The 16,044-nt window shown below is 67.1% G+C and carries 14 protein-coding genes; 10 read left to right on the plus strand and 4 right to left on the minus strand.

Annotated features, from left to right (window positions below; translation table 11 throughout):
- The first annotated feature begins 60 nt into the window (after positions 1–60).
- Entirely contained in the window at positions 61–864 is an 804-nt protein-coding gene (locus AC1DEL_RS02875) for an SDR family NAD(P)-dependent oxidoreductase (RefSeq protein WP_441590950.1), read from the plus strand.
- An 8-nt stretch (positions 865–872) separates the two neighbouring features.
- On the opposite strand, the gene AC1DEL_RS02880 is transcribed toward AC1DEL_RS02875, so the two are convergent.
- Both AC1DEL_RS02880 and AC1DEL_RS02885 read right to left on the minus strand, forming a co-directional pair.
- Complete coding sequence (locus AC1DEL_RS02880; RefSeq protein WP_092301334.1) at positions 873–1,259, minus strand: hypothetical protein; 387 nt, start codon at positions 1,257–1,259, stop codon at positions 873–875.
- 117 nt (positions 1,260–1,376) lie between these two features.
- Positions 1,377–2,378, minus strand: a complete 1,002-nt coding sequence (locus AC1DEL_RS02885; RefSeq protein ID WP_477125181.1) for a hypothetical protein — start codon at positions 2,376–2,378, stop codon at positions 1,377–1,379.
- Between the two features lie 469 nt (positions 2,379–2,847).
- On the opposite strand from AC1DEL_RS02885, the gene AC1DEL_RS02890 reads away from it, so the two are divergent.
- Positions 2,848–3,786, plus strand: coding sequence for a VirK/YbjX family protein (locus tag AC1DEL_RS02890; RefSeq protein ID WP_441591169.1), 939 nt, complete (start codon positions 2,848–2,850; stop codon positions 3,784–3,786).
- A 39-nt stretch (positions 3,787–3,825) separates the two neighbouring features.
- On the opposite strand, the gene katG is transcribed toward AC1DEL_RS02890, so the two are convergent.
- Positions 3,826–6,078, minus strand: a complete 2,253-nt coding sequence (gene katG / locus AC1DEL_RS02895; protein ID WP_477125182.1) for a catalase/peroxidase HPI — start codon at positions 6,076–6,078, stop codon at positions 3,826–3,828.
- 288 nt (positions 6,079–6,366) lie between these two features.
- Here katG and AC1DEL_RS02900 point away from each other — a divergent pair, with 288 nt between their 5' ends.
- The 5 genes from AC1DEL_RS02900 (at position 6,367) to AC1DEL_RS02920 (ending at position 11,107) form a co-directional block, all read left to right on the plus strand.
- Positions 6,367–6,840 carry an aminoacyl-tRNA deacylase gene (locus tag AC1DEL_RS02900; protein ID WP_092301238.1) on the plus strand — a complete coding sequence of 158 codons (474 nt, stop codon included), beginning with the start codon at positions 6,367–6,369 and terminating at the stop codon, positions 6,838–6,840.
- 147 nt (positions 6,841–6,987) lie between these two features.
- Entirely contained in the window at positions 6,988–8,040 is a 1,053-nt protein-coding gene (locus AC1DEL_RS02905; protein WP_441590954.1) for an alpha/beta fold hydrolase, read from the plus strand.
- 241 nt (positions 8,041–8,281) lie between these two features.
- A complete protein-coding gene (locus AC1DEL_RS02910) occupies positions 8,282–8,989 on the plus strand; it encodes an SDR family NAD(P)-dependent oxidoreductase (RefSeq protein WP_441590956.1) in 708 nt (235 codons plus the stop codon).
- A gap of 91 nt (positions 8,990–9,080) precedes the next feature.
- Entirely contained in the window at positions 9,081–9,989 is a 909-nt protein-coding gene (locus AC1DEL_RS02915; protein ID WP_441645226.1) for a LysR substrate-binding domain-containing protein, read from the plus strand.
- A gap of 14 nt (positions 9,990–10,003) precedes the next feature.
- A complete protein-coding gene (locus AC1DEL_RS02920) occupies positions 10,004–11,107 on the plus strand; it encodes an NAD(P)H-dependent flavin oxidoreductase (RefSeq protein WP_454757066.1) in 1,104 nt (367 codons plus the stop codon).
- 14 nt (positions 11,108–11,121) lie between these two features.
- On the opposite strand, the gene AC1DEL_RS02925 is transcribed toward AC1DEL_RS02920, so the two are convergent.
- On the minus strand, positions 11,122–12,045 hold the full coding sequence (locus AC1DEL_RS02925) for a LysR family transcriptional regulator (protein WP_144195318.1): 924 nt from the start codon (positions 12,043–12,045) through the stop codon (positions 11,122–11,124).
- A gap of 116 nt (positions 12,046–12,161) precedes the next feature.
- Here AC1DEL_RS02925 and AC1DEL_RS02930 point away from each other — a divergent pair, with 116 nt between their 5' ends.
- The 3 genes from AC1DEL_RS02930 to pyk all read left to right on the plus strand — a co-directional run bounded on the left by AC1DEL_RS02930 (position 12,162) and on the right by pyk (position 16,034).
- Positions 12,162–13,250: a tartrate dehydrogenase gene (locus tag AC1DEL_RS02930; protein WP_092301220.1), complete on the plus strand. Its 1,089-nt coding sequence runs from the start codon at positions 12,162–12,164 to the stop codon at positions 13,248–13,250.
- A 77-nt stretch (positions 13,251–13,327) separates the two neighbouring features.
- The gene (locus AC1DEL_RS02935; RefSeq protein WP_477125183.1) at positions 13,328–14,602 is read left to right on the plus strand and encodes a glycerate kinase type-2 family protein; all 1,275 of its coding nucleotides are present in this window, start codon (positions 13,328–13,330) and stop codon (positions 14,600–14,602) included.
- 13 nt (positions 14,603–14,615) lie between these two features.
- Complete coding sequence (gene pyk / locus AC1DEL_RS02940) at positions 14,616–16,034, plus strand: pyruvate kinase (RefSeq protein ID WP_092301214.1); 1,419 nt, start codon at positions 14,616–14,618, stop codon at positions 16,032–16,034.
- The last annotated feature ends 10 nt before the right edge of the window (positions 16,035–16,044 follow it).

Raw genomic sequence — 16,044 nt, forward strand, 5'->3', positions numbered from 1 at the left:
ACTCGTAGACTTTCACGAAACAAAATTATACACTTGTAGAACTTTAGCCCACTGGAGTGGATGATGGATTTGCAAATCAAGGGAAAACGCGCCCTGGTAACGGGCGCAACCGCAGGGATCGGTGAAGCGATAGCAAAGATGCTGGCCGCTGAAGGGGCGACCGTGATCGTGCACGGCAGGAACCGGGAGCGGGCGGATGCGGTGATCGCGGAGATCGAGGCCAGCGGCGGGATGGCCGGGTTGGCCCTGGGCGACCTTTCCACCGATGCCGGCGCCGATGCCGTCGCCACGCAGGTCCGCAAAGGCGGCCCTGTCGACATCCTGGTCAACAACGCGGGCCGCTACCAGCATTTGAACTGGACGACTGCCGTGCCCGACCAATGGACCGAGACCTTCGAGGCTAATGTCCTGTCCGCCGTGCGGATGATCCAGCGGTTCGTCCCCGCGATGCGCGAGCGCGGCTGGGGGCGCGTGATCCAGATCGGCGGCGGCCTGGCGGGCCAACCGGGGGCCGGCCTGCCGGACTACAACGCGTCGCTCGCCGCGCGCCATAACCTCGCGGTATCGCTGGCTCGCGAACTGAAGCGTACCGGTGTGACGTCGAACATCGTCGCCCCCGGGGCCATCCTTGTGCCGGCGGTCAAAAGCCTGCTCGAATCGATCGCGCCGCACCACGGCTGGGGAGACAGCTGGGAAGAGATCGAGCGGGGCTGCGTCCGCGACATGGTGCCCAACGATGTCGGGCGCCTGGGCCGCCCCGAGGAGATCGCCGCCGCCGTCGCCTACCTGTGCAGCCGATACGCCGACTATGTCAACGGCGCCACGATCCGCGTCGACGGCGGCACGATCCGTTCGGTATCGTGAGACCTTCCCTAACCGTTCTTCGGCAGCATCGATCCCTTTCGCCGCCGGGAGGGCTTCGGCTCTACGCCCACGCGTGCATCCCGTTCGAACACGCGTGCCACCAGCCATTCGGCAGCTTCCTCGAACGCCGGATCGGTCTGGGGCACATACAGCCATTTGCCTAGCACCGGGTGCGGCCGCAAGGCCGGCATGTCCGCGATCAGCGCGGCGTGGTGCTCGTGGGAGGTGCAAACCAGCAGCCCGTTCCACGGGTCGTCGCGATCCGCCGCGATCAGGCACAGGTTCCCGTCGATGTAGGCGGCATCGCTGCCAAACATCCGTTTGCAGACGTAGGTGGGATCCCGCTCGAATGCATCGAAGATCCAGACAAGCGCGTTGCGGATGGCGGTGGGCATGGCGTGGGCGGTCAGGCGGGCAGGTGTGCCCGGCATAGGCTACCTGAGAATCCCCGGGCGGTGATCAGGCTCCCCGTTGCGGGGAGCCCTACTACTTTGTGCTTCGTCAGCGAGCGATCAACGGAGGCTGGTCAGCGTCTGCGTGTACGTCGTCATATACGTCGGATTTGCGAAACCCGTTGCATAGGAATAGTTCGACTGCCACTTGACGACGCGGCCCAGGTCCGGCGCCCACCAGCCCAGGATCGTCTCCTTGTAGGTGGCGTTGCCCGCGGCGCCATTGGGCAGCTGGGTGTCGTTCGAGTTGGTGTACGTGATCGTGAAAGCGAGACGCAGCGCGTTGAACGTGCCAGCCGGCGTCGTGATGCTTTCATACGTTTCCACCTTGCCGACCACCGCGCCCTTTTCGGTGTAACCCATCTGGCAAGCGTAGTCCCACGCGCCGGTCCAGGTCTTGCCGACGTAGAGCGGCAGCTCATAGAGCGTGCGTTTGGGCGAATACGTGCACACATTGCCGTTGGTGTACGTGCGCGACAGGCGGTTGCGATCCAGGTCCTGCACGTAGCTGGTGTCCGGCGCGTTCGTGATGGCGTCGGCGCTGGTGATCATCGCCCGCCCGTTGCTCACGGAGGCGATGGTGTAGGCCAGGTTCTCGGTCGTCGTGGTGCCGTTGAAGCGGACTTGCGTCTCCGCAAACGTCGCCACCTCGCCCACCTTGTACGCCACGCCGTTGTAGCGCTGCGGCGCCACGGCGATCTTCAGCGTGAACACCTTGGACGGATCGCTGACCTGCGTCGCCGTCAGGGTGATGGCGTCGCCCGTGGGGCTGACCAGATTGCCGGACCACTGGGTCTCGGTCAGCACCTGGTTGGTGACCGTCGTCTTGTCGCTCGTGATCACTGCCTGCCAGCGCACCGGCTGGCTGGTTTGCAGACGAATAAAGTCGCTCGACTGCACGTTCAGCGTGGTGCTTCCCCCCGCACCGACGCTGGTGCCCTGCGTCTGGCTGCCTGTGGCGCTGACGTTCAGCGCGCTGCCGCCATCCCCATCACCGCCACCACAGGCGGCCAGAACCCCGGCCAGCATGACGCAGGCCACCAGATTTCCCATCCTCTTCATGGATTTCCCCAAAAATTGCTTTTGATTTTTCGATGTCTTGGACCCCCCGGCATCCCTATGCTGGCATGCGCGGCGGCGAGGATTTTAACGCTGTGTGTCCGATTTATGTCTTAAGCGACACATCCCCCCGAAGGAGGATTGCCGGAGGTATTCCCCAAAAGAAGGCATCCCCCGGGTATCCCCCTGTCAACCGGCAATATTTCAAAGCGTTACGAAATATTACGAGCTGGCCTGCACACCCCGCACGACAAGAAAAAAGTGACGGGCTAGCCATACCTGGCGCTCATTTTGGGCGTTGCGGACAGGGAAGCCATATGCGCAGCCAGTTCCCATCGAAGGAACGGCGCGTGAATCAGGGGAGCGTTAAGTCGTGCAAGCAACATTTTTGACCTTGCGGGGGCTTTCCCAAGCCGACGCAGCGGGACGTTTTGAGCATTTTCCGGCCCGGTATCTGAAATATTTGACTGCCGTGGCCTCGGTGTCGTCGATCTGTTACCCGTCGGGCAGCCGAAAGTGGCTGTCTCGACGTCTGCGGCTGCTGGCCGTGGCGGCCACGCGTGGCAATGCCGCCCGCCTGTGGTTGGGCGCAGCGGCGTCCTGCGTGCTGCTGCAACGGGTGGCCACGGCCCGGCCGTTGGTGCTGGAGAAGCCGTTCCGCCCGCTCGGCGCGCTGGGCCTGTGTTTCTACGAGCGCGCCCGGCTGATGATCGAGCACTACGCCGTCATGGCCGCGATGGTGCCGGCCTGCGTCTGCGACCGTATCTATATGTCAGGCGGCCTGACCTGGACCTCGGCGGACGGCGGCTACCAGCTGCGCCTGGCCGATCCCGGTCCCAATCCCAAGGAAGGCGAACTGGCGTTCTACTGGATCGACCAGGAAGCCGGCATCTGCCTCGCCCAACTGAGTTTCTACCTGCGCCAGGGCCCGGCCGGCCCCGAGGTGTTCATCGGCGGCCTGCAGGGCACGATGGGCGAGACCGCCCGGGAGCGCATCCGCATCGCCACGCGCGCCTGCGAGGGCCTGCGCCCCAAGGACGTGGTCATGGAAGCGCTGCTGGCCTTCGCCGGCCATATCGGCGCGCGCCGCGTGACGGCGGTGTCCCGGGCGAATCACGTCGGCCGCCAGCGCCATACGCCGCGCGAGATCCAGTGCGACTACGAGGGATTCTGGATGGAGTACCACGGCACGCCAGACGCCGCCGGCAATATCGAGATCCCCGTGCGGCAGCCCGAGCGCGACATCGCCGAAATCGCCTCGAAGAAGCGTTCCGCCTGGCGCCGCAAGCAGGCGCTGGCACAGACGGTACGGGGGGCGGTCAGCCAGTGGCTTGATGTCGATGGTGCCGAGGCGGCGAATACGGCGGCGGTGGCGGAATCGATGGGGCTTGCCGTGGGCGTGGCAGCCTGAGGCGGGGGCGCCGGACTCCCGTCCGGCGCCCTTCCCCCCTTACTTCTTCAGGTCAAACCGGTCCAGGTTCATCACCTTGACCCACGCCGCCACGAAGTCCTTGGCGAACTTCTCCTTGCCGTCTTCACTGGCGTAGACCTCGGCCAGCGCCCGCAGCTGCGAGTGCGAGCCGAACACCAGATCCACGCGCGTGCCGGTCCAGCGGACCTTGCCGGACTTGTCGCTACCCTCGAACACATTCCGTGACACCGGCTTCCACTGCACGCCCATATCGAGCAGGTTGCGGAAGAAGTCGTTGGTCAGCGTTTCCGGGTGATCGGTGAACACGCCGTGGGCATCCTTGCCGCTCTGCACCTTCAACACGCGCAGGCCGCCGACCAGCGCCGTCATTTCCGGGGCGGTGAGGGTCAGCAGTTGCGCCTTGTCGATCAGCATGGCTTCGGCCGGTGCTTGCACCTTCGCGTCGAGGTAGTTGCGGAAGCCATCGGCCTTCGGCTCCAGGGCGCCCACCGACTGGACGTCGGTCTTGTCCTGCGACGCATCCATGCGGCCCGGCGTGAAGGGCACGGTCAGTTTCTGTCCGCCCGCCTCCGCCGCCTTCTCGATGCCGGCGCCGCCCGCCAGCACGATCAGGTCCGCCATCGAGATCTTCTTGCCGCCCGACTGCGCACCGTTGAACGCGCTCTGGATGCCTTCCAGCGTCTTCAGCACCTTGCCGAGTTGATCCGGATTGTTGGCCGTCCAGTCCTTCTGCGGCGCCAGGCGGATGCGCGCCCCGTTGGCCCCGCCGCGCTTGTCCGAACCGCGGAAGGTCGACGCCGACGCCCAGGCCGTGGACACCAGTTCCGAGACCGACAGCCCCGAAGCCAGGATCTTCTGCTTGAGCCCCGCCACATCCTGGTCATTGACCAGCGGATGGTCCACCGGCGGGATCGGGTCCTGCCAGAGCAGTTCCTCGGCCGGAACTTCCGGGCCGAGATAGCGCGCGCGCGGGCCCATGTCGCGGTGGGTCAGCTTGAACCACGCACGGGCGAAGGCATCGGCAAACGCCTGCGGGTCGTCCTTGAAGCGCCGCGAGATCTTCTCGTAGATGGGGTCGAAGCGCAGCGACAGGTCCGTGGTCAGCATCGTCGGCTTGAGCTTCTTGGCCGGGTCATAGGCGTGCGGCACCGACTCCGGTGCGTCCTTGGCGATCCACTGATTGGCGCCGGCCGGGCTCTTGGTCAGCTCGTATTCGAAGTTGAAGAGGTTCTCGAAGAAGCTGTTCCCCCACTGCGTCGGCGTATTCGACCAGGTGACTTCCAGGCCGCTGGTGATGGTGTCCGGGCCGCAGCCAGTGCCGAACTTGTTGCGCCAGCCCAAACCCTGCAGTTCCAGTTCGGCGGACTCCGGTTCGTCGCCCACGTTCTCGGGGTGCGCGGCGCCGTGGGTCTTGCCGAAGCTGTGGCCGCCGGCGATCAGCGCCACGGTTTCCTCGTCATCCATGGCCATCCGGCCGAAGGTATCGCGGATGTCATACGCGGCGGCGATGGGGTCCGGATTGCCGTCGGGCCCTTCCGGATTGACATAGATCAGGCCCATCTGCACCGCGCCGAGCGGATTCTCGAGGTAGCGGCCGGGATCGGTCCGGCTGGATTCCTGGCCGTGCTTCTCGACGTCAGCCACCAGTACGCCACCATCGTCATCCTTGCCCGCCGCGCCCTTGCCATAGCGGACTTCGCCGCCCAGCCAGGTCTTTTCATTCCCCCAATACACGTCCTGGTCCGGTTCCCAGGTATCTTCGCGGCCCCCGGCGAAGCCGAAGGTCTTGAATCCCATGCTTTCCAGGGCGACGTTGCCGGACAGGATCATCAGGTCCGCCCAGGAAAGCTTCTGCCCGTACTTCTGCTTGATCGGCCAGAGCAGCCGGCGCGCCTTGTCCAGGCTCACGTTGTCCGGCCAGCTGTTGAGCGGGGCGAACCGTTGCTGGCCGCGCCCGCCACCCCCCCGGCCATCGCCGATGCGGTAGGTGCCGGCGCTGTGCCAGGCCATGCGGATGAACAACCCGCCGTAGTGACCGAAGTCCGCCGGCCACCAGTCCTGCGAGTCGGTCATCAGTGCCGTCAGGTCTTTCTTGACCGCGGCGAGGTCGAGGGTCTTGAACGCCTCGGCATAGTTGAAGCTCTTGTCCAGGGGATTGGACTTGTCCGAGTGCTGGCTGAGCAGATCCAGCCGCAACTGCTGGGGCCACCAGTCCTTGTTGGTGGTGCCGCCTCCGGCGGCATGGTTGAAGGGACACTTTTCGTAAGACATGCGATCTCCTTTGGGGGGTACCCAACGCTAGTTCTAGTCTTTCCGCGTCGACGCTTCCACGTGGGCCTGCCTCGGCAAGCCTGCCGCACACAAAATATAGTTGAGAGCCGCCGTCAACCAAATGTGACGATTGCAATCGTCGCGATAGCGGCTTGCTATGGGCCACCCGGGTCACCTCCCCGCCCCCCGCCATGCTCGGGTTAGCCCCAACCAAATGCCGTCAGGCGCTTGTCCTATAGTTCCCGTACTCCAGACAACTGTAGCGCCCCACGCTCGGAGGTTGCCCTCATGACCATGTCCACCGCCCTCGCAAGGTGCCTGAGCAAGACGCAGAGCGAGTTCGAGACCGTGCACCGGCACGGCAGCCCCGATGGCGCGGCGCCAGCCCGGCCGATATCGATTCCCGGCGACCGGCTGGCCCGCACGGTGCTGCTGGAGGACAACCGGGGCTACCTCGCCGCCGTGATCCCCGCCACCCATCACCTGAAACTCTCGGAAATCTGCGAACAGACCGGCCGCCAGTTGGCCCGGGCGCGTACGGAAGGCGTGCACGAGGTGTTCCGGGACTGCGACCCTGGCGCGCTGCCCCCGGTCGGCATGGCCTACGGCACGCAGACCTGGCTCGATGACAGCCTGATGACCCATCCCGATGTCTACTTCGAAGCCGGGGATCGCGACGAGGTAGTGCACATGAGCACCGAGCAGTTCGCCACCCTGATGGCCGGGGCCCGGCGCGGGCATTTCGCCCATCGACGGCTCTAGGGGAGCCCCGGTTTCTGCATCCGCGTGTCAGTCAGGCATCGCCATATACACAGCGATACAAAAACCGTGCATTCCGACACATGGCACTTGCCATGGCCTCATAGACTTCGTGTCAGTTCATCACTGACCCGAGGAGAGAGGAACAATATGTCGGAAAAAATCGATTTGCCCCGTCGTGGTTTCCTGGGCGCCGCCGCCGCAACGCTGGCCGCCGCGCAACTGACGCTGTCGCAGGCCGCACAGGCGCAGTCCGCCATCACCAAGGCCGCCGCGCTGCCGGCCTCCAAGCCGGGCAGCCACACCAGCTTCGCTCCGCTCAAGCAGATCCAGGCCGGCGTGCTCAACGTGGGCTACGCCGAAGCCGGCCCGGCCAATGGCCCCGTGGCCCTGCTGCTGCACGGCTGGCCGTACGACATCTACGCCTTTGTCGATGTGGCGCCGCTGCTGGCCTCGCGTGGCTACCGGGTGATCATGCCCTACCTGCGCGGCAACGGGACGACCACTTTCCTCTCGCCGGACACCATGCGCAACGGCCAGCCGTCGGCGATTGCCGCCGACATGATCGCGCTGATGGACGCCCTCAAGATCCAGACCGCCGTCGTCGCCGGCTTCGACTGGGGCGCGCGTACCGCCGACATCATGGCCGCACTGTGGCCGGACCGTTGCCGGGGCCTGGTCTCGGTCAGCGGCTACCTGATCGGTAGCCAGGCGGCGGGCAAGGTGCCGCTGCCGCCCGAAGCCGAGCTGCAATGGTGGTACCAGTTCTACTTCGCCACGGACCGTGGCGCGGCCGGCTACCAGAAGTACACGCACGACTTCGCCAAGCTGATCTGGAAGCTGGCGTCGCCGAAGTGGGATTTCGACGATGCCACCTTCAACCGCAGCGCCACCGCCTTCGACAACCCGGACCACGTGGCCATCACCATCCACAACTACCGCTGGCGGCAGGACCTGGTCAAGGGCGAGCCGAAGTTCGACGATCTCGAGAAGCGCCTGGCCACCGCGCCGACCATCAGCATCCCGACCATCACCATGGAAGGCGACGCCAACGGCGCGCCCCACCCCAAGCCCAGCGCCTATGCCAGCAAGTTCACGGGCCGCTATGAGCACCGCGACCTGACCGGCGGCATCGGCCACAACCTGCCGCAGGAAGCGCCGGTGGCGTTCGCCCAGGCCGTGCTGGACGTGGACAAGCGCTAAGCGCTAAACGCCCAGCGCCAGACATCAAGTAGTTCGATCTCCTAAGCTCCGCCTAAGCTCCCCTAAGCGCGCGCGTCCGGCTCCCCGCCGGCGCGCGTTTTTTTTGCCTTCCCGCCCGTCCTCCCGACTTGTTCCCGCCACGCAAAACTGTTGATGTGGGCAATGCCTTCTTCGTTGGGGCCGGCTCCACTAGATTTGAGCCCAAGGCAAACACGCCGAACCCCTACCAGGAGAATCTGAAATGTCCTCGCAAAAAGTTGTCATCGTGACTGGCGCATCCCAAGGCATCGGCGCCGAATTGGTCAAGGCCTACCGTGCACGCGGCTACCGCGTGGTGGCCACGGCGCGCAATATCAAGCCGACCGACGATCCCGATATCGCCATCGTCCCCGGCGACATCGGCGACCCCGACACCGCCCGCCGCGTGGTGGCCACGGCGCTGGAAGCCTTCGGCCGCATCGACTCGCTGGTCAACAACGCCGGCATCTTCGTCGCCAAGCCGTTCACGCAGTACACCGCGCAGGACTACGCCGCCGTGACCAACGTGAACCTGTCCGGCTTCTTCCACATCACCCAGCTGGCCATCGCCGAGATGGAAAAGCAGCGCAGCGGCCACGTGGTCAGCATCACCACCAGCCTGGTCGATCACGCCATCGCCGGCGTGCCGTCGGTGCTGGCCTCGCTGACCAAGGGTGGCATCAACGCCGCCACCAAGTCCCTGGCCATCGAGTACGCCAAGACCGGCATCCGCGTGAACGCCGTGTCGCCCGGCATCATCAAGTCCCCGATGCATGCGCCGGAAACCCATGAGGCACTCGGCGCACTGCACCCGGTGGGCCATATGGGCGAAATGGGCGATATCGCCGAAGCCGTGCTGTTCCTGGAAAGCGCCTCGTTCGTGACGGGCGAGATCCTGCACGTCGATGGCGGCCAGAGCGCCGGCCACTAAGCGGCTGGTTACCCCAAGTCATTCCCTTGACTTGACGTTCTTCATTCACGATACTTCATCTACTTTCATTCTTGTTTGAAGAACGTAAATCGTGGAACTGGCAGAATTAGAGATCTTCCGGGCGGTGGCGCGTGAGCAAAGCATCACACGCGCCGCCAAGCGGCTCGACCGGGTGCAGTCGAACGTGACCACCCGCGTGAAGCAGCTCGAGGAGAGCCTCGGCGTCAGCCTGTTCCAGCGCGATAGCAAGAAGATGTTGCTCACCCCGGAAGGCCTCCGCCTGCTCGACTATGCCGACCGCCTGCTGGCGCTGGCCGACGAGGCGCGGCAGTCGATGCGCACGGATGCGCCAAGCGGCCCGCTGCGGCTTGGTTCGATGGAAAGCTCGGCGGCCACGCTGCTGCCCCGCCCGCTCGGCGCCTTCCACGCGCGCTGGCCGGACGTGGCGTTGAAGCTGACCACGGGCACCTCGCAGGCGCTGGTCGATGCCGTGCTCGGCCATCGGCTCGACTGCGCCGTGGTGGCACATCCGGGCACGGGCGCGCCAGCCGACATCGACCTGACCGAAATGGGCGACGGCCTCGACGGCACCTACCTGCAAACCGAGGAACTGGTGCTGGTGCTGCCCGCCACGCACCCGCCGGTGCGCCAGCCGCAGGACGTCACGCTGCACCAACTGGCCGCCTTCGCGCGCGGCTGCACCTACCGCCAATGTGCCGAAGACTGGCTGGAGCAGGCGGGCGACGACATGCGCCGCCGGCTCTCGGTGATCGACCTGCCGTCCTACCACGCCATCCTGGCCTATGTGGCCGCCGGGTCGGCGGTGGGCATCGTGCCGCGCTCGCTGCTGGCGGTGCATCGCGAAATGGCCCACCTCCAGACCGTGCCGGTCCGCACCGTCCACACTTTCCTGGTGAAGCGCGCCGGCTTCGCCACCTCGGCCTACACGGCGTTCCTGCGGGAACTGCAGCAAGGCCCATCCCCTTCATCGCCCACCTAACCTGAAGCCCAGCCATGAACACCGCCGCCCGCAATCTGGTTTCCCTCCTCAACCTCGCCACGCCGATCATCCAGGCGCCGATGGCTGGCGTCAGCACGCCGGCCATGGCCGCCGCCGTGTCCGAAGCCGGCGGCCTGGGCTCGCTCGGCGTTGGGGCGATGGACGCCGAAGGCGCCCGCAAGGTCATCCGCGAGACCCGCGCGCTGACCGCCAAGCCCTTCCATATCAACCTGTTCTGCCACGCCCCGGCCCAGGCCGATGCGGCGCGGGAGGCCGCCTGGCTGCAATACCTGACGCCGCAGTTCGCCGAATTCGGCGCCACGCCGCCTGCCGGCCTGCGCGAGATCTACAAGAGCTTCGTGGCCGACGAGGCGATGTATCAGATGCTGCTGGAAGAAAAGCCGGCGGTCGTCAGTTTCCATTTCGGGCTGCCGGCGCAGGAGAAGATCGATGCGCTGCGGGCCGCCGGCATCCTCCTGCTGGCCAGCGCCACCTCGCTGCGGGAGGCGCGCCAGATCGAGGCGGCGGGCATCGACGGCATCATCGCGCAAGGCATCGAGGCCGGCGGGCACCGTGGCGTGTTCGATCCGGAGGGCGATGACGAAGGACTGGGCACGCTGGCGCTGGTGCGGGTGCTGGTGACGCGTACCAGCCTGCCGGTGATCGCCGCCGGCGGCATCATGGACGGCGCCGGCATTGCCGCCGCGCTGGCACTGGGCGCGCAGGCCGCGCAACTGGGCACCGCCTTCGTGGCGTGCGATGAATCATCGGCAGACGCCGCCTACCGCGCCGCCCTGACCGCCGCCGAGCCGCGCGCCACCACGCTGACGCGGGCGATTTCCGGCCGCGCCGCGCGGGGCTTCACCAGCCGCTTCACCGCCCTCGGCGTGGCGCCGGGCACCCCCGCGATTCCCGACTATCCCGTCACCTACGACGCCGGCAAGGCCCTGCACGCCGCCGCCAAGGCCAAGGGTGTCAGCGAGTTCGCCGCACAATGGGCCGGCCAGGCCGTACCGCTCGCCCGCGCCCTGCCCGCCGGCGCGCTGGTCGCCGAACTGACCGCCGAATTGCGCCAGGCGCTGGACCGGTTGAGCAGCCTGCGGGCATCGATCGAGTAGTCAAGTAAGCCTGATCAGGTTCCAAACTCGCTGAACTTCGAGCCGAGGAACTCCACGAACAGGCGGATGCGCGACGACAACTGGTGCCGTTGCTGGTAGACGGCATAGATGTTCGCCTCGGGGGTGGCGTAGTGCGGCAACACCTGCACCAGCCGCCCGCTGCGCAGGTAGCGCTCGATATCCCATTCGGCGCGCATCACGATGCCATGGCCCTCCAGCGCCCACTGCACGGCGATTTCGCCGTCATTGGTCGTCAAATTGCCACGCACATGGATCGCCTCGGTGCGCTGCTTGGCGCCCTTGCCCGAGGTCAGCCGCCACACCCCGTAGGCATCGCTGCCCTGCCGGATGCCGATGCAGTTGTGCCGCGCCAGATCCCCCGGCGTGGCCGGCACGCCGTGCTCGCGCAGGTATTTGGGCGAGGCGCACAGCAGGCGCCGGTTCGGGGCCAGGAATTTGGCGATGATCCGCGCGTCGGGCGGCTCCCCGAACCGCACGCAGACATCGAAGGCATCCTCCGTCAGCGGCGGCGGATCCGCCGACAGCTGGAGCTGCACATCGACATCGGGGTAGGTCCGGCTGTACTCGGCGATGACCGGCGCCACATGCATGCGGCCAAAGCCCAGCGTGGCGTTCACGCGCAGCAGGCCGCTCGGCCGCCCCTTGGCGCTGGTCAGCAACTGGCTCAGGTCGTCGATCTCGCCCAGGATGCGCCGCGCGTGCTCCAGGAACACCTCCCCCTCGGGCGTCAGCCCCATCCGGCGCGTGGTCCGCGTCAGCAGCGGCATGCCGATGCGCGCCTCCATCTGGGCCAGCCGCTTGCTGACCGCCGCCGTCGAGATCCCAAGATCCCGCGCCGCCGCGCTCAGGCTGCCCGCCGTGGCCACCGCCGCGAAAAAGCCCAGTTCGGACGGTTGAATGCCGCTCGTCGCGCTCATGGCATTGTTAATGTCAGGTTAAAGATGGTTTAACTTTAGCGTCGATCCAACACCGCGTCCACGGTCAAGAATCCGTCCCACGCACTACAGCGATGATTCTGACCAGGAGACACAAGATGAAGACGTACAAGATCGCCACGATCCCCGGTGACGGCATTGGCAAGGAAGTGGTTCCCGCCGGCCGTGAAGTGATGGAAGCGCTGGCCGCCGGTGGCGCCGGCTTCCAGTTCGAATTCGAAAACTTCGACTGGGGCGGCGACTACTACCGCCAGCACGGCGTGATGATGCCCGCCGATGGCCTGGACGCGCTGCGCGGCAAGGACGCCATCCTGTTCGGCTCGGCCGGCGACAACCAGATTCCCGACCACATCACGCTGTGGGGCCTGCGCCTGAAGATCTGCCAGGGCTTCGACCAGTACGCCAACGTGCGCCCGACGCGCATCCTGCCCGGCATCGACGGCCCGCTCAAGCGCTGCGCCCCCGAAGACCTGAACTGGGTGATCGTGCGTGAGAACTCGGAAGGCGAGTACTCGGGCGTGGGCGGCCGCGTGCACCAGGGCCACCCGATCGAGGCGGCCACCGATGTGTCGATGATGACCCGCGTGGGCGTGGAGCGCATCCTGCGCTACGCCTTCAAGCTGGCGCAATCGCGTCCGCGCAAGCTGCTGACCGTGATCACCAAGTCCAACGCCCAGCGCCACGCCATGGTGATGTGGGACGAGGTGGCCGTGGAAGTGGCCAAGGACTTCCCGGACGTGACCTGGGACAAGGAACTGGTCGATGCCGCCACCGCGCGCATGGTCAACCGCCCGAAGACGCTGGACACCATCGTCGCCACCAACCTCCACGCGGACATCCTGAGCGACCTCGCCGCCGCGCTGGCCGGCAGCCTCGGCATCGCGCCCACCGGCAATATCGACCCGGAACGCCGCTACCCGTCGATGTTCGAGCCGATCCACGGTTCCGCCTTCGACATCATGGGCAAGGGCCTCGCCAATCCGGTGGGCACCTTCTGGTCCGTGGTGATGCTGCTCGAACACCTGGGCGAAGACGCCGCCGCCAAGCGCGTGATGGCCGCCATCGAGGCCGTGACCGCCAACCCGGCCCTCCACACCGGCGACCTCGGCGGCAAGGCCACCACGGTCCAGGTGACCAAGGCGGTCTGCGACTACCTGGCCGCCAACAAGCAGGCCAAGGCGGCGTAACCCCCCGCTTCTGCCCCCGCCGCCCTGCCACTGGCCGGGCGGCCGATCCCCCCGAATTGAGCCCCCCGAGCCCCGCCATGGAAGCCACCCAGGCCCGCCAACTGCTTCGCGAGATGTTCGAGGCGGCCATCCACGCCGCCCAGCCCGCGCGCACGCTGGCCGCCCACCTGCCCCCGCCGCCACCGTCTCCTGGCCGGACCATCGTGATCGGGGCCGGCAAGGCGTCGGCGGCCATGGCCCGCGCGCTGGAAGATGCCTGGCCCCATCCGCTGGAAGGGCTGGTGGTCACGCGCTACGGCTACGCGGTGGAGTGCGCGCGCATCGAGATCGTCGAGGCCGCCCATCCGGTGCCGGACGCCGCCGGCTTCCACGCCGCGCAGCGCATGCTGGAACGGGTGTCCGGGCTGACCGAGGACGACCTCGTCATCTGCCTGATCTCGGGCGGCGGCTCCGCGCTGCTGCCGCTGCCGCTGGCCGGCATGTCGCTCGCGGACAAGCAGGCGGTCAACCAGTCGCTGCTGAAGTCCGGCGCGACCATCACCGAGATGAACACCGTGCGCCGGCACCTGTCGGCGATCAAGGGCGGGCGCCTCGCCGCGGCCTGCCATCCGGCGGGGGTCTGCAACCTGCTGTTGTCCGATGTGCCCGGCGATGACCCCATCGACATCGCCTCCGGCCCCACCGTGCCGGACCCGACCACCCGGGCCGACGCGCTGGCCATCGTCCGGCGCTACGGCATCGACGTGCCGCCGCATGTGCTGGCCGTGCTCGATTCGGACGCGTCCGAGTCCATCAAACCCGGCGATGCCCGCCTGCCGCCCATCGACACCACGCTGATCGCCACGCCCCGGCTGGCGCTGGAAGCTGCCGCCGCCGTGGCACGCCGCGCCGGCCTGCGCGCCTACCTGTTGGGCGATGCCATCGAGGGCGAGGCGCGCGATGTCGGCAAGGTCATGGGCGGTCTGGCGCTGGAAGTGGCGCGGCACGGCCAGCCGTTCACGGCGCCCTGCGTGCTGCTCTCGGGCGGCGAGACGACCGTCACCGTGCGCGGCAACGGGCGCGGCGGGCGGAATGTGGAATACCTGCTCTCGCTGGCGCTGACGCTGCGTGGCGAACCGGGCGTGCATGCCATTGCGGGCGATACCGATGGCGTGGACGGCCAGGAGGAAATCGCCGGCGCGCTGGCCGGCCCGGACACGCTGGCGCGCGCCTGGCAACTCGGCATCCGCCCGCAGGACGCGCTGGCGGCCAACGATGGCCACGGTTTCTTCGAGGCGCTCGGCGATGCGGTTGTCACCGGGCCGACCTTGACCAATGTCAATGACTTCCGCGCCATCCTGATCGCGCGGTGAAGGGAGTAACAAGATGAGACGCACCCGCAATGCCAAGATCGTGGCCACACTGGGCCCCGCGAGCACGTCGCCGGAAGTCATCGACGCGCTGTTCGAAGCCGGCGCCGACGTATTCCGGCTCAACTTCAGCCACGGCAGCCACGCCGACCACAAGCAGCGGCTGGACACCATCCGCGCCGTGGAACGGGACCGTGGCCGCCCCATCGGCGTGCTGCTGGACCTGCAAGGCCCCAAGCTGCGCATCGGCACGTTTGCCGATGGCCCGATCCAGCTGGCCGCCGACGCCAGCTTCCGGCTCGACCTCGACGCCACCGTGGCCGGCACCGCCAGCCGGGTCAGCCTGCCCCACCCGGAAATCTTCGCAGCGCTGCAGGAAGGGACCGAGTTGCTGCTCGATGACGGCAAGATCCGCCTGCGCGTGGAGCGCTGCGGCAAGGACTTCGCCGAGACCACCGTGGTCAATGGCGGGACGCTGTCCGACCGCAAGGGCGTCAACGTGCCCGGCGTGGTGCTGCCCCTGTCGGCCATGACCGAGAAGGACCGGCGCGACCTGGAGTTCGGCCTGACGCTCGGCGTGGACTGGATCGCCCTGTCCTTCGTGCAGCGGCCCGAGGACATCCTGGAGATCAAGGACATCGTCAAGGACCGCGCCGGCATCGTCGCCAAGCTGGAGAAGCCGGCGGCCATCCAGAGCCTGGAGGCCATCGTCGCCGAATCGGATGCCGTGATGGTGGCGCGCGGCGACCTTGGCGTGGAGATGCCGGCCGAGCTGGTGCCCTCGCTGCAGAAGCAGATCCTGCGGGCCTGCCGCAAGGCCGGCAAGCCGGTGATCGTGGCCACGCAGATGCTGGAATCGATGATCGCCTCGCCGGTGCCGACCCGCGCGGAAGCCTCGGACGTCGCCACGGCCGTGTACGACGGCGCCGATGCGGTGATGCTGTCCGCCGAATCGGCCTCGGGCAGGTATCCGGTGGAGGCCGTGCGGATGATGAACAGCATCATCTCGCGCACCGAGTCGGACCCGCTCTATCACGATGCCATCCAGGCCTCCCACACCCCGCCGCGCGCGGAGGCCGCCGACGCCATCGGGCTGGCGGTGCGCCATGTGGCCGGGCTGCTGAAGTCCCCGGCGACGGTGGCCTACACCAGTTCCGGCTACTCGGCGCTGCGCATGGCACGCGAGCGCCCCGAGGTGCCCATCCTCGGCATGACCCCCCGCATGGCCACCGCGCGCCGGCTGGCGCTGGCCTGGGGCGTACACGCGGTGCTGTGCCACGAGGTGGTCGATGTGGTCGAGATGACCGAATTAGCCAGCCAGACCGTGCGCAAGGAGGGCTTCGGCGCGGCCGGCGACTCGATCGTGATTTCCGCCGGGCTGCCCTTCGCGGTGGCCGGCACCACCAATCTGCTGCGAATCGCGCAGGTCCAGTAAGTTGCTATTT

The sequence above is a fragment of the Cupriavidus sp. 10L43_2 genome (genome assembly GCF_056395265.1).